19 protein-coding genes and 1 tRNA gene are annotated in these 26,555 nt (G+C 40.8%); 6 read left to right on the forward strand and 14 right to left on the reverse strand.

What is annotated here, in order from left to right; translation table 11 throughout:
- Window positions 1–119: 119 nt before the first annotated feature.
- The 6 genes from GYM62_RS20595 to GYM62_RS20620 form a co-directional block, all read right to left on the reverse strand.
- A complete protein-coding gene (locus tag GYM62_RS20595) occupies window positions 120–1,328 on the reverse strand; it encodes a glycoside hydrolase family 57 protein (protein ID WP_219957798.1) in 1,209 nt (402 codons plus the stop codon).
- Window positions 1,325–2,614, reverse strand: a complete 1,290-nt coding sequence (locus GYM62_RS20600) for a glycosyltransferase family 4 protein (RefSeq protein ID WP_219957799.1) — start codon at window positions 2,612–2,614, stop codon at window positions 1,325–1,327. Before GYM62_RS20600 ends, GYM62_RS20595 begins: the two co-directional genes overlap by 4 nt.
- 7 nt (window positions 2,615–2,621) lie before the next feature.
- Window positions 2,622–4,538 (reverse strand): amylo-alpha-1,6-glucosidase, encoded by a 1,917-nt coding sequence (locus GYM62_RS20605; RefSeq protein WP_219957800.1) that lies wholly within the window; start codon window positions 4,536–4,538, stop codon window positions 2,622–2,624.
- A 106-nt stretch (window positions 4,539–4,644) separates the two neighbouring features.
- The gene (locus GYM62_RS20610) at window positions 4,645–4,785 is read right to left on the reverse strand and encodes a hypothetical protein (RefSeq protein ID WP_175557941.1); all 141 of its coding nucleotides are present in this window, start codon (window positions 4,783–4,785) and stop codon (window positions 4,645–4,647) included.
- A gap of 90 nt (window positions 4,786–4,875) precedes the next feature.
- Window positions 4,876–4,951 (reverse strand) — tRNA-His (locus GYM62_RS20615).
- Between the two features lie 78 nt (window positions 4,952–5,029).
- Window positions 5,030–6,373 carry a dihydroorotase gene (locus GYM62_RS20620; RefSeq protein ID WP_219957801.1) on the reverse strand — a complete coding sequence of 448 codons (1,344 nt, stop codon included), beginning with the start codon at window positions 6,371–6,373 and terminating at the stop codon, window positions 5,030–5,032.
- Window positions 6,374–6,409: 36 nt separating this feature from the next.
- Between GYM62_RS20620 and GYM62_RS20625 the strand changes: the two genes are divergently transcribed.
- Window positions 6,410–7,759: a DEAD/DEAH box helicase gene (locus tag GYM62_RS20625; RefSeq protein ID WP_219957802.1), complete on the forward strand. Its 1,350-nt coding sequence runs from the start codon at window positions 6,410–6,412 to the stop codon at window positions 7,757–7,759.
- A gap of 34 nt (window positions 7,760–7,793) precedes the next feature.
- Here GYM62_RS20625 and GYM62_RS20630 read toward each other — a convergent pair whose 3' ends face one another.
- Window positions 7,794–9,290, reverse strand: a complete 1,497-nt coding sequence (locus GYM62_RS20630; protein WP_219957803.1) for a M28 family peptidase — start codon at window positions 9,288–9,290, stop codon at window positions 7,794–7,796.
- 295 nt (window positions 9,291–9,585) lie between these two features.
- On the opposite strand from GYM62_RS20630, the gene gcvP reads away from it, so the two are divergent.
- Window positions 9,586–12,480, forward strand: coding sequence for an aminomethyl-transferring glycine dehydrogenase (gcvP, locus tag GYM62_RS20635; protein WP_219957804.1), 2,895 nt, complete (start codon window positions 9,586–9,588; stop codon window positions 12,478–12,480).
- A gap of 53 nt (window positions 12,481–12,533) precedes the next feature.
- Here gcvP and GYM62_RS20640 read toward each other — a convergent pair whose 3' ends face one another.
- The 3 genes from GYM62_RS20640 to GYM62_RS20650 form a co-directional block, all read right to left on the reverse strand.
- Window positions 12,534–12,980, reverse strand: a complete 447-nt coding sequence (locus tag GYM62_RS20640; protein WP_091655462.1) for a hypothetical protein — start codon at window positions 12,978–12,980, stop codon at window positions 12,534–12,536.
- A 175-nt stretch (window positions 12,981–13,155) separates the two neighbouring features.
- Entirely contained in the window at window positions 13,156–15,552 is a 2,397-nt protein-coding gene (locus GYM62_RS20645) for a ribonucleoside-diphosphate reductase subunit alpha (protein WP_219957805.1), read from the reverse strand.
- A 39-nt stretch (window positions 15,553–15,591) separates the two neighbouring features.
- On the reverse strand, window positions 15,592–16,569 hold the full coding sequence (locus tag GYM62_RS20650; RefSeq protein WP_219957806.1) for a ribonucleoside-diphosphate reductase small subunit: 978 nt from the start codon (window positions 16,567–16,569) through the stop codon (window positions 15,592–15,594).
- Window positions 16,570–17,261: 692 nt separating this feature from the next.
- On the opposite strand from GYM62_RS20650, the gene rplU reads away from it, so the two are divergent.
- The 3 genes from rplU (at window position 17,262) to GYM62_RS20665 (ending at window position 21,087) form a co-directional block, all read left to right on the forward strand.
- Window positions 17,262–17,573, forward strand: a complete 312-nt coding sequence (gene rplU / locus GYM62_RS20655; RefSeq protein ID WP_091655458.1) for a 50S ribosomal protein L21 — start codon at window positions 17,262–17,264, stop codon at window positions 17,571–17,573.
- A gap of 34 nt (window positions 17,574–17,607) precedes the next feature.
- Window positions 17,608–17,868 carry a 50S ribosomal protein L27 gene (rpmA, locus tag GYM62_RS20660; protein ID WP_091655457.1) on the forward strand — a complete coding sequence of 87 codons (261 nt, stop codon included), beginning with the start codon at window positions 17,608–17,610 and terminating at the stop codon, window positions 17,866–17,868.
- Window positions 17,869–18,021: 153 nt separating this feature from the next.
- Complete coding sequence (locus tag GYM62_RS20665) at window positions 18,022–21,087, forward strand: glycosyl hydrolase (protein ID WP_219957807.1); 3,066 nt, start codon at window positions 18,022–18,024, stop codon at window positions 21,085–21,087.
- A gap of 52 nt (window positions 21,088–21,139) precedes the next feature.
- Here the strand turns inward: GYM62_RS20665 and GYM62_RS20670 are convergent, their stop codons facing one another.
- On the reverse strand, window positions 21,140–22,312 hold the full coding sequence (locus GYM62_RS20670) for a hypothetical protein (protein ID WP_219957808.1): 1,173 nt from the start codon (window positions 22,310–22,312) through the stop codon (window positions 21,140–21,142).
- A gap of 108 nt (window positions 22,313–22,420) precedes the next feature.
- Here GYM62_RS20670 and GYM62_RS20675 point away from each other — a divergent pair, with 108 nt between their 5' ends.
- Window positions 22,421–22,726, forward strand: a complete 306-nt coding sequence (locus GYM62_RS20675; RefSeq protein WP_219957809.1) for an HPF/RaiA family ribosome-associated protein — start codon at window positions 22,421–22,423, stop codon at window positions 22,724–22,726.
- A gap of 35 nt (window positions 22,727–22,761) precedes the next feature.
- On the opposite strand, the gene GYM62_RS20680 is transcribed toward GYM62_RS20675, so the two are convergent.
- From GYM62_RS20680 to rnr, 3 genes are read right to left on the reverse strand one after another with little or no spacing between them, the layout of a single operon-like run.
- Window positions 22,762–23,391: a rhomboid family intramembrane serine protease gene (locus tag GYM62_RS20680; RefSeq protein ID WP_091655453.1), complete on the reverse strand. Its 630-nt coding sequence runs from the start codon at window positions 23,389–23,391 to the stop codon at window positions 22,762–22,764.
- Window position 23,392: 1 nt separating this feature from the next.
- Complete coding sequence (locus GYM62_RS20685; RefSeq protein WP_219957810.1) at window positions 23,393–24,379, reverse strand: polyprenyl synthetase family protein; 987 nt, start codon at window positions 24,377–24,379, stop codon at window positions 23,393–23,395.
- The gene (rnr, locus tag GYM62_RS20690; protein ID WP_219957811.1) at window positions 24,342–26,543 is read right to left on the reverse strand and encodes a ribonuclease R; all 2,202 of its coding nucleotides are present in this window, start codon (window positions 26,541–26,543) and stop codon (window positions 24,342–24,344) included. Before rnr ends, GYM62_RS20685 begins: the two co-directional genes overlap by 38 nt.
- Window positions 26,544–26,555 lie beyond the last annotated feature (12 nt).

The following is a 26,555-nucleotide window of genomic DNA, read 5'->3' on the forward strand; positions in this document are numbered from 1 at the left end:
CGGGATTCTGATCTTTTCAGCAGACAATAGGCCATATTTTTGTCAATACTGGTAAGAAAGCGGATATCCGTAAAAGATATTATTGAGATCAAAAAAAGGCCGTCATCGACGGCCTTTTTTCATGCTTTTTCTAATTCCTTAATTTTTCCTTTGACTCTCAATACAAAGTCACTCAGTACATTCATATAGTTGATAAATGCATCATAAGGAGTGTCATATGGGCTAAAGTAGGAGTGGATATCTCCGTCAGAGAAGAATTTGGTACACATGTAATAAAAGTGATCTGAAGTCTGTAAATAATTCCAGTCTCTCATCAAATCCGGGTCCTTGGTCTTTTTGACCATGGCTTCTAATTCATACAATCTGTCAAAAGCCTCGTCCTGTAGATCATTCCCTAGCCAGGCAGTCAAATCTCTTTCTTCATCTGCCCATGAGATAGGAATTGGCACGTGAATAGGGCTGACTGCAGGGACTTTATCAATTACCTCAGAAGGAGTGGAGAAACCAAAATTTGTATGCTTGAATACAGCTTCCGGCAAGGCTCTCATGAAATCAAAAATCCCGGTTTCGGCCCACTGATGTTCTCCAAAGGTTTCATAGTCCATAAAGAGGTTTAAGACCTGCTCGCTTTGAGGAATAGCATTAATCCAATTGATGAATTTGTCTGTAGTCAATGGATAGTCTTCCCATGTTTTATTGCTAAAACGGAAGGCAATATCATCTGAAAGCCGGAAATTCTTAAGCAATACTTTGAGGTCGGAATTGATGGAGTTTTGGTACACGTAATTGGGACTTTTCCAGCCCAGCACGTGCTTGGCACCTTCCGTCAATATTCCTTTGTAGCCTAAATCGGCTACCATGGCTCCGATTTTATCTGAATAAATCAGCTCAGTGTTTCTGAATACCTTGGGTTGGTACCCATTGAAGAGCTGCTTGATTTTATCCTGATGTTGCTTGACCATTCCGGCAAACTCTTCCTTACTTTTCAGAGCTGCCAAGGAGTGACCATAAGTTTCATTCAGTAACTCTACTTGTCCGGTTGCCACCAAACGCTGGAAGCTTTCCAATACATCGGGTGCATAAGCCTCCAATTGATCCATGAAAGTTCCTGAAAAAGAAAAAGTCACTTTAAATGCCCCGTGATGCTTCTGGATTAATTCCAATAGTAAAGCATTCATTGGCAGGTAGCATTTTTGAGCTACTTTTCGAATTACACTTCGGTTCAAGAAGTCATCCCAGTAATAGTGGTCTTCTCCAATATCAAAAAAACGATAAGGTTTTAATCGGTAGGGTTGATGAACCTGAAAGTAAAAACAGATAGTTCTCATGGTCTCGTGGATAAAGTTTTTTCATAGACAGTGACTAATTTGGCAGCCACATGTTCCCATTTTAATTTTTTAAGTTCTTGGCTTCCCAACTCCTTGAACATCCTGGAAATACCATCATAATGCAGTAAGGCAAAAATGGAATCCGCCATCGCATCGATATCCCAAAAATCTATTTTGATAGCATTGACCAATACCTCAGCTACACCCGACTGTTTGGATATGATAACTGGAGTATTGTGCCTCACTGCCTCCAGAGGAGATATACCGAAGGGTTCAGATACAGAAGGCATCACATACACATCCGAAATGGCATACATATGATCCACGTCGTCTCCTTTCAAAAATCCGGTAAAGTGAAATTTGGAAGCCATCCTCAGCTCGGCTACCCGATCAATCATCCTATTGAGTAAGTCTCCGGATCCTGCCATGACAAAGCGCACATTTGGATCTCTGTCTAGTACTTTCTTTGCGGCTTCTACAAAGTATTCAGGGCCTTTTTGGAAAGTAATTCTTCCTAAGAAGGTCACGATTTTTTCAGGAACCTTCTTATTGTATTTGGATTTGATAATGCTTGCATCCAAAACCGCATTGTGCAGGACACTGACTTTCTCAGCAGGAATTCCGTATTTATTGATGATAATATTTTTGGTCAGTTGGCTTACTGCTAAAACGTGGTCAGCAGCTTCCATTCCTGCTTTTTCTATATCATAAACAGGCTGGTTAACAGATTGGCCTGAGCGGTCAAATTCTGTAGCGTGTACATGAGCTACCAATGGCTTTCCTGATATCTCCTTGGCCGCGATACCGGCAGGGAAAGATAACCAGTCATGTGCATGGATAATTTCGAAATCATCTCTGTCTCTGGCGATCTGAGCCGCAGTTAAGGCATATCGGCTTACTTCTTCCATGAGGTTTTTGCCATACTTTCCACTGAACTCATATTTGGTAGTAAAAATACTTTCGTCTACATCTGTTCTGTCATGAATGGCATAATCCGTGAACTTTTTATATTCCTCAGGGCCCAGATAAGGCACCAAAAAACTACTAACCTCCAGATAGGTCAGATTCTTCCAGATTTTCTTGAATTTTCGTTCCCGATAATCGATGGATACATCACTTGCATTGACAAAATCAGCCAGGGGTTCTTCATCTCCCCATAATTTTGGGACTACAAAAATGATATCCTGATTATGATGGGCCAATCCCTTGACCAATCCATAACAGGCTGTTCCTAGTCCTCCAGAAATATGTGGCGGGAATTCCCAACCGAACATTAAAACTTTCATAATCTATTTATAAACTCTTGACCAATTCCATCATTCTCAGCAATTCCGCAACACTCCAGGCTTGAGATACAGCTCCCTTTGGTCTATGTGGAGGATCTCCGTCAAAGATCTCGGCAACTGTTCCAACACCATATTGTGTCATGACACCATCAAATCCTTTAATAATTTTTCCTATAAAATTCTTGGCAGACTTCCCGTGAAGCTTGATATAGCCTTCCACGAAATGACCCATCGGCCAAACCCAAACCGTTCCATTATGATAAGCTTGATCACGGCTGATCTGGTCCCCAAAATAATATCCTTTATATGCCGGGTCATCCGGAGCTAAAGTTCTCAGGCCTCTGGTTGTTAAAAGATTGGACTTTGCCAGTTCCAAGATCTGATCATTCTGCCCTTCGCTGAGCATAGTATAAGGTAAGGAAGTGGCGAAAACCATATTGGGACGAATGGACCAGTCTTTTTCATTTCCTTGAACCACATCAGCCAAATAGCCTTTTTCCTCATCCCAAAATTCGGCCTCGAAAGATGATTTTACTTTTTCCGCCAACTCGGCTATTTCTTGATCTCCTGATAATTCATGATAAAAGCATAAGGCATTGTACCACAAGGCCTGAATTTCAACAGGACATCCTGTTCTTGGCGTAACCGGACCATCTGGAGTTACCGCATCCATCCAAGTGAGACAGATTCCTTCTTCTCCTCCATAAATCAGCCCATTATCCAGCATGTGGATATTGAAGTCAGTTCCAGCCCTGTATCCGTCTATGATTCCTTTAAGTTTATCAAGGTATCTCTTTTTAACGGTTTTACTGTCTCCCGTAAATTGAATGTATTGTTGCAATGACCAAAAGAACCAGAGAGGAGCATCCATGGAATTCATATTGGTGTAGGTTCCGCTTCCCACATTTGGGAATAAGGGACCTTTGAGATCTTTGGACATGGTATCCATGATTTCCAAAAATGTTTCAGAATCTCCATTAGCTAGTGTCAATCCAGGAGCAGCAATGAATGTGTCCCTTCCCCACCAACCAAACCATGGGTAACCTGCAATGATTCTTGTGTCCCCATTTCTTCTTCTGATAAATTGGGAAGCAGAGTTTTTGAGACAGTTTTCAAAATTACTTCTAGGGATTCTTCTTGCTATTTCTTTGGCAAAAGCCCTTTCTCTCGTCTTGGGGTCTGCCTCTGTCAAGCCAGCGGAAAAAATCACTGACTCTCCTTTTTCTATGTCAAATTCAAAGTATCCTGGAACAAATAGATCTTCTTGGTATTCGTAGCCTCTTTCTCTTTCCAGAATGTATTCTACATTGTGATACCAGTTTGGATCCGAGACAAATTCATTCTTTTTGGAAAGCTGTAAATACAATGGGTCATACACCGGATAAAGCTTGAATTTTGCTCCATTGGGTACCTTCTCGAATTTTTTGTTGATATCATTGTTTTCCTTGCAAAGGGTGTGGTAACCTCTGAATGCCAAGAAAGGAGAAATCCTGATTTTTGTAGGGGAATGAGCTTCCAATAAGGTGTATCGGATCATTACTCGGTCTCTGTTGGTGTCCAGAATTAGCTCTTTTTGTAACAATACTCCGCCTACTCTATAGGTGAGTTTTGGAATAGGCTCTGAATCAAAATCTTCCAGATACTTGTGGCCTCTAGGAGAGTAATTACCAGGATACTTGCTGATACCTAGATTGAAACTTGCACCTCGTTGAATGACTGTTTCATGTACCGTTGAAAGGAAAACATGATTTTGGGAATCGATTTGAGGCTGAGGAGCAACTAAAAGTCCATGATATTTTCGGGTGTTGCATCCGATTATCGAGGTGCTGGTATAGGTTCCAGATCGGTTGGTCCGAATGATTTCTCTATCTAGAGAATAATTCAGATTAATCAACTGGGTTTTATCAAAATGGATATAACTCATAGGGGCTAATATTGTAGCCCGTTAAAATAGAATTTTGTATTGATAGAAAAAATGAAAAGGGCAAAAATTAAGGTTATGTTGCCATAACCTTGGTTGATTTTTTCAATTAGGAGTGAACTGCCTCTTTTTGAATCTCTTCAAAGTTGCGCAAGGACTCCTCAAACTTTACCATGTAGCTTCTCACCTGATGAATATTCACAGGCTTTACCACAGGGAATTTTGGTGAGGATTTGAACAAAGTAAACATCTCAAGTTGGTTTAGTTTGGTCTGAATTTGTCAAATGTTGTGCCAAATGCACCCTATTTAAAGCAAAAACCCCTCACTAGGAGGGGTTATGGGTGAAAGACCGGGTTCGAACCGGCGACCTCTGGTGCCACAAACCAGCGCTCTAACCAGCTGAGCTACAATCACCATTTGTTTTGGATTGAGAACTCATTTCTCAATCGGTTGGCAAAGGTAAGTATTCGCTTTAATCAGCGCAAGGATGGTCCTAAATATTTGTTGAAAAAGTTAGCCGCTCTCCTTTTTTACTTTCGTCAAACTGTCCGTTTGCATACGCCAAATGTCCAGAAACGATCGTATGCGTCACCTGTGACTGAAATGTATGTCCTTCAAAAGGAGACCAGCCACACTTTGCCAGGATATTTTCTTTGCTGACTGTCCATGGAGCATTGAGATCAACCAAGACTAAATCCGCAAAATACCCTTCCCGAATAAATCCTCTTTCCTCGATTCTGAATAGTTGGGCTACTTTGTGACTCATTTTGTCAGCGAGCTTTTCCAAGCTGATTTTTCCCTGATGATAAAAATCCAACATGGCTACCAAGCTGTGTTGAATCAATGGTCCTCCAGAAGGAGCTTTAGTGTAAACCTGATCTTTTTCCTCCAATGTATGAGGAGCATGATCTGTGGCAATTACATCTATTCTATCATCCAATATCGCTTGGAAAATCTGATCTCTATCATTGGCTGTTTTTACAGCAGGGTTCCATTTGATCAAGGTGCCCTTTGTGTCGTAATCTTTTTCCGAAAACCACATATGATGGATGCATGCTTCTGCTGTGATCTTTTTTTCTTCCAATGGAATACTGTTGTCAAATAGGCTCAATTCCTTGGCAGTACTGATATGGAGAATATGAAGTCGTGTTCCAAACTTCTTAGCCATAGCAACTGCTCTGCTAGAGGCATCGTAACAAGCTTCCTCAGAACGGATTTTTGGATGTGCTTGAATAGGAATATCTTCTCCATATTTGGCTTTGTACTCCGCCATATTGGCAGCGATGATGTGGTCATTTTCAGAGTGGATAGCCAGAAGACCTTTATACTCTCTGAAAATCCCTTCCAAAGACTCAATATTGTCGACGACCATGTTTCCGGTAGAAGATCCTTGGAAAACCTTTAAGCCGCAGACATTCTTCAAATCAAGCTTCAGGATTTCCTCCAAATTGTTATTGGTTCCTCCGAAAAAGAATGAATAATTGGCCAATGACACTTCTTTGGCTCTAGCATATTTTTCCTCGAGAAGGGGAATAGTTACAGCCTGAGGAACAGTATTGGGCATTTCCATATAAGAGGTGGTGCCTCCTGCTACTCCAGCCTTTGCTTCAGTATAAATTTCACCTTTGTGTGTCAACCCCGGTTCTCTGAAGTGTACCTGATCATCAATCACCCCGGGGAAGAGGTATTTTCCATTTGCATCAATATGTTGGTCTACTTGTTCATGAGTCAGTTTTTCGCCGATTTTGGCGATCCTTCCTTTCTGGATTAAAATATCTCCCCGAAAGATCCGGCCCTCATTGACTATATTTGCATCGGTGATCAGAATACTTTTCATCTTCAATCTTTTAAGTTTTCCCAAAAATAAGGAATCATGAGCAATGAGGCAGTAGGATTTGATGCATTTAAGCTGAATAAGCAATTGCTAAATGCAGTGGCCGAAGCTGGCTACACTTCTCCAACGGCTATTCAGGAAAAAGCAATTCCTTTGGCTTTGGCTGGCCATGATGTGTTGGGAATTGCACAAACCGGAACAGGAAAAACGGCAGCCTATGTCTTACCTATCCTGATGAAGGTCAAATATGCCCAAGGGAATCTTCCGAGAGCCCTGATTCTGGCACCTACCCGTGAGCTGGTCATGCAGATCGAGGAAGTTTGCCATCAATTGGCTACTTACACTGATTTACGAATCGTGAGTTTATACGGAGGTATTGGTCCAAAAACTCAAATTGAGCAAATCCAGGCAGGTGTGGATATCGTGATTTCTACTCCTGGGAGATTTTTGGATTTATACAAAAAAGGAGTGATGATCACCAAGGAGCTTAAAACCATGGTGCTGGATGAGGCAGATAAGATGATGGATATGGGGTTTATGCCTCAGATTAGGTCTATTTTGGAAGTGATTCCTGTCAAAAGACAAAATTTACTCTTTTCAGCCACCTTTGCGCCCCGAGTAGATCGCTTGGCTGCTGAATTTTTAGAATTTCCGGAAAGAGTGGAAATTACGCCTTCCGCAACTACTGCTGAGACGATTGGTCAAGTCAAATATTATGTACCAAATATTCGGACTAAAATCTACCTCTTGGAATATTTGCTAGACAGTGAATCTGTGAAGCGGGCAATTATCTTCACCCGAAGCAGAAAAAATGCCGAGGAGGTTTATAATTTTCTAAATAAGAATGAGTTTGGTGAAATCCGGGTAATCCATGCTAATAAGGGTCAAAATACCAGAATAAACTCCATGGATGAGTTTAAATCCGGAAATGTGCGGATTTTGGTTGCGACTGACGTGGCTTCCCGTGGTTTGGATGTGACGATGGTTTCTCACGTAATCAATTTTGATGTGCCGCTGATCTATGAAGATTATGTGCATAGAATAGGTAGAACCGGCAGAGCAGAGAAGGAAGGAAAGGCCATCACATTTATTAATCCTGCGGAAGCTTGGCATTTTGAGAAAATCGAAGAGCTGATTCGTATGGAAGTGCCTGAATATGCAATTCCCAAGCCTGTCACTATTACAGAAACTCCATTTGCGGAGAATCAGATTTATGCGCGTGAGTTAGACAAGCTGAAGCAAAGAGACAATCCGGATTATAAGGGAGCTTTTCATGAAAAAAAGGCCAAACCCAAAAAGAATATTGGCAAAGGGGAAAAAGTAAAGGCCAAGAAATCCGGTAAGAAAAAGAATAGGAACCAATTGAAAACGAAGAATAGGAAGAATTAAAAAAATAGCCCTGAAAATTTTCAGGGCTATTTTTTTATCTATCCGTTCTAGTGTTTGTCCCGTCAACCCGGGTTCTGTTTTCTCTATTTGCTAGATCCCAAGCTGTGTGGAAAATCAAATGGGCTCTTTTCTCCATCAATGGGAATTCAATCTTATCCACTGTATCGGTTACCTGATGGTAATCATCGTGAACTCCATTGAAGAAGAAGATCACCGGGATATCAAACTTTGCAAAGTTGTAATGATCTGATCTGTAATAAAATCTATTAGGATCATCTTCCGCATCATAACGATAATCCAAAATCAAATCGGTGTAGGTGATATTATTATACTCGTTGATTTTTTTCAAATCGGTAGAAAGCATCTCTGAGCCAATTACATAGACATAGTCCTTGTTTTCAGCATTTTGATATTCATAATCAATACGTCCTACCATATCGATATTGATATTATTCACGGTGTTTGCAATTGGGAAAATAGGATTCTCAGAATAATGTTGAGAGCCTAATAATCCTTTTTCCTCACCGGTTACATTCAAAAATAAGATTGATCTTCTTGGTCTGTGACCTTCTTTGGCTGCTGTGGCAAATGCTTCAGCAATTTCCATCACAGATACAGTACCTGAACCATCATCATCTGCACCATTGAAAACCTCGCCGGTAGAGCTTACACCTACGTGATCATAATGAGAGGAGATAACCAATACTTCTTCTTTTTTGTCGGTACCTTCTAAAAAGCCCAATACATTATAAGCTTCCAAAGGAGTTTTATCTTTCACTACCTGATAAGACGCTTTTTGAGATTTGATGCTGGAAGGATTTGACTTGGCAGCTTCTTTCAAAACATCCACCGGGGTACCAAATAGCTCACCCATTTTTTCTGAGCTGACCATGAATACCGGTCTTTGGTTGGTGGCTTGATCAAACCCTACTCTTCCGCGACCTGCTAGTGATTTATATCTGTTTGCAATTCTGTCAAAATTTGCCTGACCTTCCATGGTTACAATTACAGCACCTGCTGCTCCTGCGTCCATCACTGCATTCAGCAAATTATTACTGCGTTCACCCACAGCCCAAATTCCAACGAGCTTGCCTTTTACATCTACTTTGGCCAAATTTTCATCATTAACAAGGCCTAAAAATACCAATTCAGTTTTGGAGGCTTTCTTCATATTGGCATCACCAACGAAAACGAAGTCCTCGTTTTCAACCAGTTTTGACTTGCCTACCTGCAATGTCACTTTGTCAAACTTGCTGCTTACCAAAGGAACTGCCTGAAAATAGCTGCCATCTACTGGTCCTGTTAATCCCAAACTTTTGTAAAAATCCGCCAAATAGTTAGCGGCAATCAATCCTTCCGGAGAACCGGTATCTCTACCTTTCATCTCATCGGATGCCAAAAAGGTCAGATATTCTTTCAAGTCTTCTGCCGTAATTGTATTGGCATATTTCACCTGCACTGGATTTTGTGCAATTGCTCCCAGACTCAAACCCAAGGCAAGCGCTCCAGTCAACGCAAATCGTTTGTTCATATAGTTTTTAATTTGATTTTAATTCAAAAAAACCGTCGCTTTAAAGCTTCGATTCCTCTTGCATGATTGAATATTAAGCACGGATCATGCTCGAATTTTTTGATAAAGTTTTATTTAGGCCCCTAAGCTATACAAAAATTTGAGCCTCCCACAAACTGTTTACAGGAAAGGAGTGTTGAGAGGGTGAATTTCTACTGGTTTAGAGAAGATTATCTGTTGATAAATATTACCTTTGCCGCCAGAAAGACAAAGTATTTCTAACCCAAATATTCATTACAGCTTCCATTCAATTCGTATGAAGATTAACCTTTCTAATGCTGTCAAGTTTGAGAGCAGACACAATGGCCCGACCGAGGCAGAGATCGCAGAGATGTTGGATAAAATCGGAGCCTCTTCCCTGGAGGAATTAATCAACCAAACTGTTCCAGAATCCATTCAATTGGAGAGACCATTGGATCTTCCCAAAGCTAAGCTGGAATCCGAGTTTTTGAGAGACTTCAAAAAACTCGCCTCCAAAAACAAAGTTTTCAAATCCTTCATCGGAATGGGCTATTATGATACCATTGTTCCTGGAGTGGTTTTGAGAAATGTCCTAGAAAATCCGGGATGGTACACTGCTTACACTCCTTACCAGGCCGAGATTGCTCAAGGTAGATTAGAAGCGCTTATCAATTTCCAAACAGTAGTCAGCGAATTGACCGGAATGGAATTGGCAAATGCTTCCTTATTGGATGAAGGTACAGCTGCAGCTGAGGCGATGACTATGCTTCATTCTGTGAAGCCGAGAGAAAAGAAGAATGCGAATAAATTCTTTGTAGACGAGAAAATTTTCCCTCAGACCAAGGCGCTTTTGGAAACTAGAGCAGAACCTGTAGGGATTGAATTGGTATTTGGGTCTATCGAGCAAATGGATGTGACGGATCCGGAATTATACGGGATTTTGTTCCAATATCCGGACGCTGATGGTGCTGTGAGAGATTATTCAGCGATAGTGGCTGCTGCAAAAGAAAATAAAGTATTGACTGCTTTTGCATCAGACTTACTGGCCTTGACTTTACTGACACCTCCGGGAGAAATGGGAGCTGATGTTGTCGTAGGTTCCGCCCAGCGATTTGGAGTACCTATGGGTTATGGAGGTCCTCATGCAGGATTTTTCGCCACTAAGGAAGAGTTCAAAAGACAAATTCCGGGTAGAATCATCGGTGTTTCCATCGATAGAGCTGGAAATAAAGCCTATAGAATGGCGCTCCAAACCAGAGAGCAACATATAAAAAGAGAGAAAGCAACTTCCAATATTTGTACCGCACAGGTACTATTGGCGGTGATGTCCTCCTTCTATGCAGTATATCATGGCCCTAAGGGATTGAAGGATATTGCCTTGAGAACGCATGGCTTTGCAAAATTAACTGCTCAGGCTCTGAAGCAAGTTGGACTCCAGGTAGGAGAGCAGACATTCTTCGACACCATTGAGGTGAAAATGAATGAGGTTTCCCGCGAAAGAGTAAGAGGCTTGGCTTTGGGTGAGAAGATGAACTTCCGTTACGAGTCAGAGTCCATCTTCATCTCTTTTGACGAAACCAAGACTCTGGAAGATGTTAAAACCATCGTCAATATTTTTGCTACAGAAGAAGGTAAGCATACCTTAAACTTGGATGAGTTGGTAAGCAACTTGAGCTTGGAACTACCAGAAGCTTTGAATAGAAAGTCAGCCTACCTAACCCACCCAGTATTCAATAGCTTTCATTCAGAGCATGAAATGCTTCGCTATATCAAGCGTTTGGAAGCAAAAGATCTTTCTTTGGTTCATTCCATGATTTCTTTGGGTTCTTGTACCATGAAATTGAATGCAACTGCAGAAATGATTCCTGTAACTTGGCCGGAATTCGGGCAGATTCACCCATTTGCTCCAATGGATCAAGCTTTAGGCTATCAGGAGTTATTTACCAATTTGAGAACTTGGTTAACAGAAATCACCGGTTTTGCCGATACTTCTTTGCAGCCTAATTCTGGAGCGCAAGGAGAGTATGCAGGTTTGATGGTAATCCGTGCGTATCACATAAGCCGTGGCGAAGGGCATAGAAATGTAGCCTTGATCCCAACATCAGCTCATGGTACCAACCCGGCTTCTGCTGTAATGGCAGGGATGAAAGTAGTTTTGGTGAAATGTGATGAAAAAGGAAATATTGATTTGGCTGACCTGAAGGAAAAGGCGGCAGCTCATGCAAATGACTTGTCAGCTTTGATGGTTACCTATCCTTCCACTCACGGAGTATTTGAAGAAGCGATCCAAGAAATCTGTGCGACTATTCATGAATTTGGTGGTCAAGTGTACATGGATGGAGCGAATATGAATGCACAAGTAGGTTTGACTTCTCCGGGTAGAATCGGGGCGGATGTTTGTCACTTGAACTTGCACAAGACTTTCTGTATTCCTCACGGTGGAGGTGGACCTGGCATGGGACCAATCTGTGTGGCAGCTCATTTGGCCCCGTTCCTTCCAGGAAATCCTTTGGTGAAAACTGGGGGTACTCAGGCAGTATCTTCTATCTCAGCAGCTCCTTATGGAAGCGCAAGTATCTTGCCTATCTCCTATGCCTACATTGCGATGATGGGAGGCGATGGACTTACTAATGCTACCAAGATGGCGATTCTAAACGCCAACTATATCAAAGAGCGATTAGACGGTCATTATCCTATCCTTTATACAGGAACCAAAGGAAGAGCAGCTCACGAGATGATCATCGACTGCAGAAGCTTCAAGGAATTTGGAGTAGAAGTGGAGGATATCGCGAAGCGTTTGATGGATTATGGTTTCCACGCTCCTACGGTTTCTTTCCCAGTAGCGGGTACCATGATGATTGAGCCAACAGAGTCTGAAACAAAGGCGGAATTGGATAGATTCTGTGATGCCTTGATTTCCATCAGAGAAGAAATCAGAGAAATCGAGAGGGGGGAATCAGAAAAAGAGAACAACGTATTGAAGAATGCTCCGCATACTGCCAATATGGTATTGATCGGAGAATGGGATCTGCCTTATTCAAGAGAAAAAGCTGTTTATCCTTTGGGTTATTTAAGAGACAATAAATTCTGGCCTACTGTCAGAAGAATTGATTCTGCCTACGGAGATAGAAACTTGATGTGTAGCTGTATTCCTGTGGAGGAATATGCTAATCAAGAGGAAATGGCTTAATTGAAAATAGATAAACAAAAAGAGGTTAGTGGAAACGCTAACCTCTTTTTGTTTTACCAAATCCCGAATTGGCCAAAATGGTGTTTGAAATGCTTATGATGAAATTTTTCCCATTCATCGAATGTGAGATATCCAAATCGAGGATGTATTGACCTGAACTTGGGATTGTTCTCAAAAGCCTCCTCATACTCTTGAACACTTTGTACTAATTTTTCTTTGGCAGTTTCCAAGTCCGGAAATCTCAAATCAGGCAATTCCCCATTTGAATTGGGTGCTCTGACTCCTTTGGGAAATTCTATATCAGTATAAATCAATGCCTGTTTTTGCATTAGCTGCTTTTCATTCGGCTCAAATTCCGGGAGTTTGATTCTTCCACTGGAAAGTTTCATTGTGATGGTCATATGCTCCACCATATGCTGAGGAGTCATGATACCGAATTGGGCTGGAGTATCAGTGCTGAGATTTTGAAGTTGAGATTGGATTTTAGACGAATTCAACATATTGTGGTTAATTGAGTTTTTTTCTGAAAAGTAAATTTTTGATATCAATTGAATCGCTGTCAATCTAATATTTTATTATCAATTAATTTCTGAGTTGGAGACAGTCAACTAGGCTTTTGCAAAAAAAAGCGTCTGAGATTCCCAGACGCTTTTTCCAATTGACGAACTCTAAAATTTAACTTCCGCACATTTCGCAGTCATCCGGATTGTCCAAAGAGCATTGTACAGCCTCTTGTTTGGTGGACTTGGTTACGGTTTCTACTTGTGCTTTATCTTCTTTGGGCTCTAAGGCGCTCTTATCTAGGGTGAACTTGATCGCTGCAGCTGCCGCCTGAGATCTTAAATAGTACATACCAGTCTTTAATCCCTTCTTCCAAGCGTAGAAGTGCATGGATGTAAGCTTACCAAAGTTCGGGTCTTGCAAGAAGACGTTCATACTTTGTGACTGACAGATATAAGCTCCTCGATCTGCTGCCATATCGATAATCACCTTCTGAGAAATTTCCCAAACAGTCTTGTAAATATCTTTGATGTGCTGTGGAATTCCCGGTACATCCTGAACAGAACCATTGGTGGAGATCAATCGGTTTCTCATGTTATCATTCCACAAGCCTAACTTGATCAGATCTTTCATCAAGTGCTTGTTCACTACAATGAATTCACCTGATAATGTTCTTCTAGTGTAAATATTGGAAGTATAAGGCTCGAAGCACTCATTATTTCCTAAGATTTGAGAAGTGGAGGCAGTCGGCATAGGAGCTACTAGCAGGGAGTTTCTCAAACCATACTTCTTCACTTTCTCCTTCAATTCTGTCCAGTTCCATCTGTTGGATTTTGGCGTCACGCCCCACATATCAAACTGAAGTTCTCCTTTGGATGCTGGTGAACCTTCGTAGGTTTCATAAGTACCTTGCACTTTGGCCAACTCCATGGATGTTTCTACAGCCGCATAATAGATGGTTTCGAAGATGTCTTCATTCAATCCTTTTGCTTCAGGTGAGTCAAAAGGCATTCTCAGCATGATGAAAGCATCCGCCAATCCTTGCACACCCAAACCAATTGGTCTATGTCTGAAGTTGGATCGCTTCGCTTCTTCTACTGGATAGTAATTGACATCGATTACCTTGTTGAGATTACGAGTCGCTACTTTGGTGATTTCATATAATTTCTGATGGTCGAAGGAAAGCTTTCCATCAGGTCCTTGTGTTACGAATTTAGGAAGTGCTAAAGAAGCAAGGTTACAAACAGCAACCTCATCTGGAGCAGTGTATTCTATAATCTCTGTACAAAGATTGGATGACTTGATGGTTCCCAAGTTTTTCTGATTGGACTTACCATTTGCTGCATCTTTGTAGAGCATATATGGAGTGCCGGTTTCGATTTGAGATTCCAAAACTTCAAACCACAATTCCTGAGCTTTGATGGTTTCTCTTGCTTTTCCTTCACGCTCGTACTTTTCGTATAGCTTTTCAAATTCTTCTCCATAGCAATCGGAAAGACCTGGGCACTCATTAGGACAGAACAAAGACCAAGTTTCGTTTTGTTCTACTCGCTTCATGAATAGATCTGGAATCCAAAGTGCATAGAACAAGTCTCTGGCACGCATTTCTTCCTTACCATGGTTTCTCTTAAGCTCCAAGAAGTCTTTGATATCAGCATGCCAAGGCTCTAGGTAGATGGCAAAAGATCCTTTTCTTTTTCCTCCTCCTTGATCCACGTATCGTGCGGTCATATCGAAGTTTCTCAACATCGGCACGATTCCGTTAGATACGCCGTTGGTTCCTTTGATATAAGAACCTTTAGCTCTTACATGGTGGATAGAAAGACCGATACCTCCTGCAGATTGTGAGATTTTAGCACATTGCTTTAATGTATCATAAATTCCATCAATACTGTCATCCTTCATAGTCAGAAGGAAGCAAGAGGAAAGCTGTGGCTTAGGAGTACCTGCGTTGAAGAGGGTAGGAGTCGCATGAGTAAACCATTTTTCAGAAAGGAGATTGTAAGTTTCTATTACAGAATCCAAATCTTCTTTATGAATACCTACGGCTACCCGCATCAACATATGCTGTGGACGCTCTACTACTTTGCCATCCAAACGAATCAAGTAGGATCTTTCTAATGTTTTATAGCCGAAGTAATCGTATCCAAAGTCTCTTTTGTAATCAATCGCCGCATCTAGCTTTGCCGCATTCTTTTTAATAATGCCATACACTTCCGGGTCAATCAATGCCGCATTCTCACCTGTGATCGGATTGACATAAGTGTAAAGTCTTTTCATGGTATTAGAAAAAGACTGACTGGTTGTTTTATGCAGGTTAGAGATGGCAATCCGTGCAGCAAGTATCGCATAATCCGGATGCTTCACTGTCAATGAAGCGCAAACTTCTGCGGCTAGATTATCTAGCTCAGAGGTAGTTACTCCATCATACAAACCATCAATTACCTTTTTGGCAACTTCGATAGGCTGTATAAATTTAGGATCCAGCTCATAGCACAGATTCTCTATTCGTGCTGTGATTTTGTCAAAGCGAACTGATTCGCGTCTTCCGTCTCTTTTTATTACTAGCATAGTTCAGGTGAGGTTAATGGTTGGGTAAAGTGGTTTTGGTTAAAAATCTTCCCCTAAAGAGAAGCGTGCTGATTCTGTTGCATCATTGGACTTCATCACTCCGGCTTTTTGATAATCACCTACTCGCTTCTCGAAGAAGTTGGTTTTACCCTGAAGGGAGATCATATCCATGAAATCAAATGGATTTGTACTATTCCATACCTTATCGCATCCTAGTTCCATCAATAATCGGTCCGCAACGAATTCGATGTATTGACACATCAAATCTGCATTCATTCCTATCAATCTTACCGGAAGTGCATCGGTCACAAATTCCTTTTCGATGGCAACTGCGTCCATGATAATTTCTTTGATAGTTTCTTTTGGAAGCGGGTTTTGTACGTGTTGAGTATAAAGGTGACAAGCAAAGTCACAGTGAAGACCCTCGTCCCGTGAAATCAATTCATTAGAGAAAGTAAGCCCTGGCATTAGTCCTCTTTTCTTCAACCAGAAAATCGAACAGAAAGAACCGGAAAAGAAGATTCCTTCTACAGCTGCGAAAGCAATCAATCTTTCCTGGAAGCTTCCATTATCAATCCATCTCAATGCCCAGTCTGCTTTTTTCTTGACGCAGTCAATGTGCTCGATGGCGTTTAATAATTTGTCTCGCTCAACCGGATCTTTGATGTAAGTATCGATCAATAAGCTATAGGTCTCTGAGTGAATATTTTCCATGGCAATTTGAAATCCATAGAAAAATTTAGCTTCTGTATATTGAACCTCTGCGACAAAGTGCTCAGCCAAGTTCTCATTTACTATACCATCACTTGCAGCGAAGAAAGCCAATACGTGAGAGATAAAGTGGCGCTCCCCATCATTCAGGTTTTTCCAGTCTCTCATATCTTGTCCTAAATCAATCTCCTCAGCCGTCCAGAAGCTGGCTTCTGCCTGTTTATAAAATTTCCAAATGTCTGCGTGCTGGATGGGGAATAAAACAAAGCGATTCTTATTCTCTTCTAAAATTGGTTCTGCTTGCATCGTTCTCTTTGGTTTATTTGATAATGTTTTAAATAAGTTAAATTCAGACAAATAGCTCTTCAGTAATCGTTGCTGGGGATAGAAAAGGCTGCCTTTTTAGAACAGCCTTTGAACAAATATGTGAACCAAAATCCAGAAATAAAACCCCCGAAGTACTGAATTAGGGTGTTTTTTGAACAATGGTCAAAAACTATTTAAATATCATAAATACAATACTTTATATGTATTCAAATAAAGTAAAAGATAAGCTGAAATGGGCATTTTGAGGCGTTGAAACTTTTTTCAGTTTTTTTGAAAAAAATATTTTTAACAAAATTCAAGTGATTTTTGACCGAGGTTCAATTCTATTCAATCGATTTAAAATGAAATAAACAGCTGAAAATCAGGTATGAGCAGCTGTTTGAATTTTCTACCGATAATATTACTGTCTTTTAAAATTGCTTGAGTCCAACGATTCCTTGCCCTGTTTCTTGCTACTTTTTATCTTTGCGAAGCTCTGAATGTGTTAATACAAATCTTGGCTTTTAAAGCTCCTGAAAAAAGGGATTACTGATAAATACTTTTGGCGCAGATGTAAGTTGCTGAATAGGTAATTCTTAAGGCCATAATAATTTTATGAAGCCATTTTTTTCTTCAAATACTCTTCCTTATATTTGCACTCCGATTTCGACAAAGAATCTAGAAAGAAACACATGTACGCAATTGTAAACATCGCAGGAAAGCAGTTCAAAGTAACAAAAGATCAGTTTGTTTATGCTCCAAAGCTAGACGCAGAAACTGGCGCTTCCGTGGAATTTGACCAAGTACTATTAGCAGAAGCTGATGGGAATGTGTCTGTTGGTGCACCTTTAATTAAGGGCGCTAAGGTATCTGGCAAGGTGCTAGATCATGTTAAAGGTGATAAAGTCATCGTCTTCAAAAAGAAGCGTAGAAAAGGCTACAAGAAGAAGAACGGTCACAGACAAGACTTCACCAAAGTATTGATTGAAAATATTACACTCTAAGTTTTCTATTAGAAAACCATAAACGAATCAGACCATGGCACACAAAAAAGGTGTAGGTAGTTCCAAAAACGGTAGAGAATCACATTCCAAAAGATTGGGTGTGAAGAAATTTGGAGGCGAGCAAGTTATCGCCGGTAACATTATTGTAAGACAAAGAGGTACCAAGCATCACGCTGGAAACAACGTGGGTGTAGGTAAAGATCATACCTTGTTTGCACTTTCTGACGGTGTTGTAACTTTCAAAAAGAAAGCAGACGGTAAGTCTTACGTAAGTGTTTTGCCAGCTGAGGCTTAATACCTACTAAACGAAAATCAAAACCCTTTCCTCGGAAAGGGTTTTTTTGTTTCTAGCCAAAAAAGAATTCCGACCACTGATCAATTTTTTAGCAATAGAGTCGAAGACTTATCCTAATTTTTTATCTTCAAGAAACCACCAAATATTATCCTTATGAGAAATCGATTTTCATTGGGTTTATTGGGAATTTTGCTCTGTTTTATTTTTCAGGCAAATTCTTCCCAAGCCCAAAATGTACCTAATCCTTCTGTTTACAAAGCCCTCGAATGGAGGCTCGTTGGCCCTTTTCGTGGAGGCAGATCCGATGCAGTTACCGGAGTAGCAGGCTCTGATCATACCTACTATTTCGGATCTACAGGTGGAGGTGTCTGGAAAACTGTTGACTCCGGGAATACCTGGAAGTCTGTTTCCGACGGCTTTTTCGGTGGCTCTATTGGCGCTGTAGCTGTTTCTGAAAGTGACACTAGTGTAGTGTATGCAGGAGGAGGAGAAAAAACAGTCCGTGGAAACGTGTCTTTTGGATACGGAGTCTGGAAAAGTAAGGATGCCGGCAAAAGCTGGGAAAGAGCAGGCTTGGATAAAAGCCGGTTTATTGCAAGACTAAGAATTCATCCAAGCAATCCTGATGTGGTTTATGCTGCGGTTTTGGGTGATTTATTTAAGCCTGATGCTACAAGAGGTGTTTACAAAACCACCAATGGAGGGGCTACTTGGGAAAAAGTTCTTTTTGTTTCCGACGTGGCCGGTGCTGTTGATTTGATTTTAGACCCCAATAATCCTGATATCCTATATGCAACAACCTGGGAGATCAAGCGAACTCCTTATTCATTGGAAAGCGGTGGACCTGGATCAAAAATGTTTAAGTCCACAGATGGGGGTAAAAACTGGGAAGACCTTACATCCAAAGAAGGATTTCCTCAAGGGATTTTGGGAATAATGGGGGTAACTGTTTCTCCATTGAATTCTAACAGGCTTTATGCCATCATTGAAAATGATAACGGTGGAGTGTATACTTCCACGGATGCAGGACAAACCTGGTCCAAAACCAATGAGGATAGGAGCTTAAGACAAAGAGCTTGGTATTATTCCCGAATTTATGCAGATACTCAAGATGAGGAAACAGTATATGTGCTAAACGTGAGCTATCACAAATCGACTGATGGCGGGAAAACTTTCAAAGGAGCTAATGCACCTCATGGAGATCATCATGATTTGTGGATAGATCCAAATAACAATCAGCGTATGATTATCGCCGATGACGGTGGAGCGCAAGTTTCCGAAGATGGTGGAGCCAATTGGACCACTTATATGAATCAGCCGACTTCCCAATTCTACAGAGTGACCACTGACAATTCTTTTCCATACAGAATTTACGGTGCGCAGCAGGACAATTCAACTGTTAGAATCCGCCACAGAGTAGATGGAAGAGGAGGAATCACTGAAGATGACTGGGAGCCTACCGCAGGCGGGGAGTCTGGTTGGATCGCTCCGGACCCCAAGAATAATGACATTGTGTATGGTGGATCTTATGGAGGTCTTTTAACCAGAGAGGATCATGATAAAGGAATCAGCAGAACAGTCAATGTTTGGCCTGATAATCCAATGGGACATGGAGCGGAAGACATGAAGTATAGATTTCAATGGAACTTCCCGATTTTCTTCTCCCCGCATGATCCTAATATGCTTTACACTACCAGTAACCGCTTTCATAGATCCACTAATGAGGGACAAAGCTGGGAAGTGTTTTCGCCTGATTTGACCAGAAATGATGCTAGTAAATTAGGTTCATCCGGTGGTCCAATTACCAAAGACAATACTTCTGTAGAGTATTATGCCACTATTTTCACAGCTGCAGAATCTCCTGTGAAGAAGGGAGTAATCTGGGCTGGTTCTGATGATGGATTGGTGCATGTGACTACAGATAATGGGGTAACCTGGGTGAATGTGACTCCTTCCGCCATGCCGGAATGGTTACAGATCAATAGTATTGAGGCGAGTCCATATGAAGCAGGTGAGGCTTATTTTGCAGCAACTGGTTATAAAAGTGGGAATTTTGAACCTTACTTATATAAGACCAAGGATTATGGTAAAACCTGGACAAAAATTACCAAAGGAATAGATGCAGAGCATTTCACCAGGGTAATTCGTGCAGATCCTGTTAAGAAGGGAATGCTTTACGCAGGTACCGAGACTGGGATGTATTATTCAAAAGATGATGGTGCAAATTGGCATTCCTTGCAGATGAATCTTCCCATCGTTCCGATTACTGATTTGGCCATCAAGGATAATAATTTGATCGCTGCCACGCAGGGACGTTCTTTCTGGATTATCGATGATCTAACTGTTTTGCATCAGGCAGAGCCAGGTATTGAGAATAAAAAGTTGCATCTATTTAAACCTCAGGATTCTTATAGAATAGATGGTGTGAAAAGGAAGTCTCCGACCATGGGGACCAACAGACCTGGAGGAGTTTTGGTGTATTATTTTATCAAAGAGGAGCCTAAAGAGGAGCTTAAAATTGAGTTTTTGGATAATGGGAATAATGTTCTCAGGACTTTCTCAACCAAAGGCTATCAAGGGGATACTTTAAAAGTGAAAGCTGGTAGCAATGAATTCAATTGGAATTTAAGAGTAGAAGATGCGGAAGGATTTGATGGTCTCATCATGTGGGCTGCTAATCTTCGAGGGCCAAAGGTTGTTCCTGGCGATTATAAGGTAAGAGTTACTTTGGATGGGGAAAGACAGGAGCAAGGATTCAAAGTTTTGGCAGATCCTAGATATGAAACCACTCAGGGGGGATTGGAAAAACAGTTTGAGTTTCTCATGAATGTGAACCGCAAGCTGACAGAAACGCATCAGACTATTAAATTGATTCGTCAGTACAGAGCTGAACTGGATAGTATGGAAAATAAGCCAGCCAACCTGGAGCAAATCAAAGCTCAAATGCAGGAGATAGAAGAGACCTTGTACCAGACCAAAAACAGAAGCGGTCAAGATCCTCTAAACTATCCGATCAGGCTGAATAATAAATTGGCTCATTTAAATAGCGTGGTTGGAAATGGAGATTATCCTCCAACTGATCAATCTGTAGAAGTGAGAAAAGAATTAACTCAGCAAATTGATGTGCAACTTGCGAGATTCAAAAAATTGGAGCAGGAGGAGATTTCGAAGATTCTGAATATTGAGGAGCTTCGAACCAAACTGGATATCAAAAAGTAATTCAATAAACCTTAAATGATGAAGCCCCGGAATTTTCCGGGGCTTATTTTTTTTAACTCAGGGGATACCTGAGAATACCAGCCATGATATCATTTGCAGGGAGGGAGTCTGAGTTCATTAGAAAAACCTTACCTCCATTTTTGATGGTTTGACTGATTGTCAAATCAATCAAACAGTGACTGTGCTTATCCTTTGATTCCTGATAATTTACCTGATGTTTTTGGGTGTCGAATGTACCCCAAACATGCTCATGTTTTTCATCAACAAAAAGTGTGTCCAAGGCACCTGAATGGGCAGCTTTAATCAATGCGGTTTTATCATTTTGAATGGATAAGCCCTCGCTTTGCTTTTCTTCGAAATCATTCATTCGCTTTCTTCTCTCAGAAGAAAAATAGTCTGATGCCAATTGCCAAGATTTTTGATGAAGACTCATCACATCTTTTTCGGTGAAGGCTCCACTGACATGGCCATCCTGTAAATGATTGTATTTACTAGCTTCGCGGAATAATGGGATCAAATAGTCAACTCCTGCGAGATAAAGGGGAAGTGGGTTTTTATAGAGAAGCGGTTCCAGCATATTGGTCATACGATGAAAATAGTTTAGGATTGTCGTTTTCTTCTCTTCATCCGATCCACCATCATGTCCATGATACATGGCTCCAGCGCTTCCTACGCCGCCTTGTCCCTGTAAATGACCTTGATTTTCGGCTATTTCCTCTTCTACAGTAAATGAAACGGCAACTTCTTTTTCGTCAAGAATAATTTCCTGAATGACATCTCTTGTTGCTTCATATAGACGAATTCTATCCAAATTAAGCAGTAATAAATAATAGTGACCATCATCATTGAGTTCTGGGACTAATGGCATTGTAAAAGCTTTAGTTCCTATAAAATTCATAGATTCTACTCTTGGAATCGGAACCTGGAAATACTCCATTTCACCATCAGCTAGAAATACCGCTAATAGGTCCGAATTATGTTGCCAAAAATTAAAGTCTTCCAATAATTGATGAGCAGGACGAAGTGCCTTCGAGATGTTTCTTTCATCCATACCCCAATTCTTTTCTAAATCTTTTTCGACTTGTGATAATTGATTTTTAAATCGTGTTTGGTCGTCTTTGTAGGCGTTTGTGCTTTTACGTGATGTAGGCACATAAATAGAAATGAATGGCTCACTTTCTTTCTGAGTGAGTTCCAAGAATAAGTTTCTATCAAAAATTTTCATAATTGGTTATTGATTTTGAGTTTTAAAAAGGATTTATACTAAAATTTCTACATATAATATAAAAAGAAATTCTTATATTATCAACTAAAATAACAATCAATTATTTCCATGAATTACACAGAAAACTATAAAGCCATAAAAATAGACGTACAAGCAGTTGATTTTGATATTGACTCCTCTATCCAGCAACTGATTAGGGACCAGATAGATAAGATTGGTCGTCACGCGTCCAAAATCAATGCAGTCGACATTTATTTTTCAACAGAAGGACATGGATCATCTGCTGTCAGAATCGTAGGAATGCGAGTGGGAATCCCTGGGCCGGATGTCTATGCGGAAGAGAAAGGAGATAACCTTTCACAACTTTTAAAGTCTGTTGCAGATAAAAATATCAGACAATTAGAAAAATTGTAGCGGGTAAGATCTTAGCCAAGGACCTCGTTTTTTATTTAGAAAATCCTCCAATTCCTGATTTGATCTATAAAATGCACAGCGCTGCTAGGAGAAAGAATCAGGATGAAAATGATTCCGAAAAGCGCTCCATAGAGATGGGCATCATGGTTTATTCCATCGCTGTCCTGCTTTCCTTTGGTATAGGAATAAATCAGAAATAAGGCGCCCAAGATAAATCCTGGAAGACAGATGATCCCGAAAAGACAAATATCTGCTAAAGGAAGAATGATGATACTGGAAAAGACAGTCGCAGCAGTTCCTCCCGATGCTCCCAAAGCTCTGTAATAACTGTTATTCTGGTGCTTTAAGTATGTGGGGATATCCGCGATAATTATTCCCAGAATATAAAACAGAACAAATACAACACCTCCGAGACTGCTCCCAAGTTGGTATGCTAAAAACTGTTCTACTACTCTCCCAAAAAAGTAGAAAGTAAACATATTAAAGAGGAGATGGATATAATCCTTATGGATAAAACCAGAAAGAATAAATCTATCCCACTGCTTTTGATGTTTGATTTTGTAGGGAGTAAACATCCACCTTTCGATGAAGCTGTGATTATTGAATCCGTAAAAGCTGCTGATTACTGTGATAATAATCAGGATTACAGTGATCGAAAGTTCCATATTACTTTTCCCTGTGAATCAGGTCTTCAGTGATTTTTCTGAGGTTTTGATAAAAATCCTCATTTTTAAAATGAAGCGTATCCAACTGCCGGAAGCCTTCTGAGAAATAATGATTCATTTTGTCCTCCGCCTTTTTTCGGATTCCTAATTTCTCATAGAGTCCCTTGATAGCTTGAACTTTTTCTTCCTTGTCAAATTCACTTTGTGTTAACCAAAAATTAAGCAATTCTTTATCATCTCCTTGGGCAAGTTCCAGCGCTTTGATAAGGAGGTATGTTTTCTTGTTTGAAATGATGTCGCCGCCCACTTGCTTGCCGAATTTTGCTTGGTCTGCAAATACATCCAAGAGGTCGTCTTTAAGCTGAAAGCCTATACCGATATTTACCCCAAAATTGTAAATTTTTTGGCAGTCTTCTTCGGATGCCTCTGCTAGGATTGCACCCAATTCTAAAGCGAAGCCTAGCAAAACAGCAGTTTTTAACCGAATCATATTGACATACTCATCCTCATGAACTTCTTCCCTGCTTTCGAAATTCATATCATGCTGCTGCCCTTCGCATACTTCTGCAGCGGTTTTATTGAAGAGACGAATGACTTTGGGAAGAAGGGTATGAGGCGTAGGAAGCAATAAATCATAGGCTCGTACCAACATGACATCCCCGGAAAGAATAGCTACATTCTCATTCCATTTTTCATGAACAGTAGCTTTTCCTCTTCTCAATGGGGCCTGATCCATGATATCATCATGCATCAGGGTGAAATTATGGAACACCTCGACAGCACTCGCTTGGCTCAGAATGGTTTTAGGATCTTTTTTATAAAGTCCATAGGCCAGCAAGCTCAAAAGAGGCCTTATTCTTTTTCCTCCCAAGCTGAGAATATAGGTGATCGGTTCGTAAAGTTCCTTGGGATCTTCTCCAAAGTTTTGTTCCCTGATAAAGGACTCTAATTTATCTAAAAGCGCGTGCGCGAGGCTTTCTTTCGTCATTGTTTGCAAATTCCAAATCGATGGTTCTTCGGTCAATATCGGTATTAACTACGCGGACCTTCACTTTGTCACCCAAAGTGATCATTTTTTTTGTTCTCGACCCAATAAGTCGCATGTTTTTCTGGTCGAAATCATAGTAATCATCGTCCATATCCTGTACTCGGATCATTCCCTCGCACTTGGTTTCAGTGATTTCTACAAAGACTCCCCATTCAGTCACCCCAGAGACGATTCCGTCATAATCTTTCTCTTCAGCCAGAGCCATATATTCTACCTGCTTGTACTTGATAGAAGCTCTTTCTGCATCAGCTGCACGCTTTTCCCGTTCGGAAGAGTGTACGCATTTTTGTTCCCAGGCTTCTGCGTCTGGTGATTTGCCTCCATCCAGATAGTGTTCCAAAAGTCGATGCACCATCATGTCAGGATATCGACGGATTGGGGAGGTAAAGTGGGTGTAATGTGGAAAAGCCAAACCAAAATGACCTTTGGGCTCAGTGGTGTATTTAGCCTTAGCCATACTTCGGATAGCAAGTTGCTCTAATACATTTTGCTCCGGCTTGCCTTGGATTTCATCCATTAATTTATTGAGAGCGGAAGAAATTTTCTTTTCGTTATCCAAGTCCATTTGATGACCAAAACGCTTGGCAAAACCTGAAAATATTTCCAGCTTCTCCATGTCTGGAGAATCGTGGGTTCTGTATACGAAGGTGTCTGCACCACTTCTCTTTTTGAAGATAAACTCAGCAACGTATTTGTTTGCCAAGAGCATGAACTCCTCAATCATTTTGTGGATGTCTTTTCGCTCTTTAATCATCAATCCGAGTGGAGTGCCTTTTTCATCCAATTTGAACTTGACCTCCACAGTTTCGAAATTGACAGCACCATGTTGGAACCTTCTTTTTCGTACCTGCTTTGCAAGGTCATTCAACAGCGTTAACTCCTGAAAGAAGTCTCCGGATTGATTATCTATGTTCTCTTGTGCCTCTTCATAGGCGAATCTTCGGTCTGAATGAATGATAGTTCTTCCAATCCAATGATTCAGCACATTGGCATTGGAGTCCATTTCAAACACACAGGCAAAGGTTAATTTATCTTCATGAGGTCTAAGCGAACAAAGACCATTGCTTAGCCTTTCAGGAAGCATTGGGATGGTTCTATCTACCAAGTAAACCGATGTAGCTCGGTCATAAGCTTCTTTTTCCAAAGCTGTTTTAGGCTTCACATAATGGGTAACATCTGCGATATGGACTCCAACTTCCAGGTTTCCATTTTCTAATTTTCTATAAGAAATGGCATCATCAAAATCCTTGGCGTCTGCCGGATCAATAGTGAAAGTGGTCACGTCTCTGAAATCCCTTCTTGCTTTAATTTCTTTGGAAGTGATTTTTTCAGGAATTGCGTTTGCTTCTTGATCTGCCTCTTGAGGGTATTCAAATGGCAACCCAAACTCTGCCATAATGGAGTGGATTTCTACTTCATGCACACCCGCTTTGCCGAGCACTCTGATGACTTTTCCGGTAGGATTTTTATCTCCTTCTCTCCATTCAGTCATTTTGACAATGACCTTTTCATTATGCTCAGCACCCATTAGATCACCTCTGTGAACAAAGATGTCTTTGTGCATTTTTTTAAAATCAGGCACCACAAATGCAAATCGTGGAGAAATTTCTACTCTTCCGACGAATTCATCTCTGTCTCTTTCGAGAATCTCCAACACCTTTCCTTCAGTCCTTCCAGTTTTTCCCTTTAGAGGATATACCATCACTCTGACTTTGTCGCCATCTAAGGCTTGCTTGAGGTCGGCTTCTTTGACAAGAATGTCTCCATCTACTTTTTCCGGATTATCGGGGATTACAAAAGCAAACCTAGGATTTACAAAATCTACAGTTCCTTCTATGAAATCCGGGTCTTGAGTAGATGAAAAATAGTTTCTCGGACTTTTAGAGACTGACCCGTTTTCCACGAGTTTATGAAGAACTGGCTCCACTCCACCTTTAGTAAGAGAGTCTCTTATATCCAGTTTTTTGATAATCTGTTTGGCATTGAATTCCTGCCCATAATTCGCATCTAAAAATTGGAGAATTCTACGGGCCAATGAAGCGGCATCCGTTTTCTTTCCTCCGTTTTGCTTGTTAGAACTTTTTCTATTTGATTTTCTTCCCATGTTTTGGGTGTT

This window comes from Algoriphagus sp. NBT04N3, assembly GCF_019443765.1.
In the GTDB taxonomy this organism is placed as follows: domain Bacteria; phylum Bacteroidota; class Bacteroidia; order Cytophagales; family Cyclobacteriaceae; genus Algoriphagus; species Algoriphagus ornithinivorans.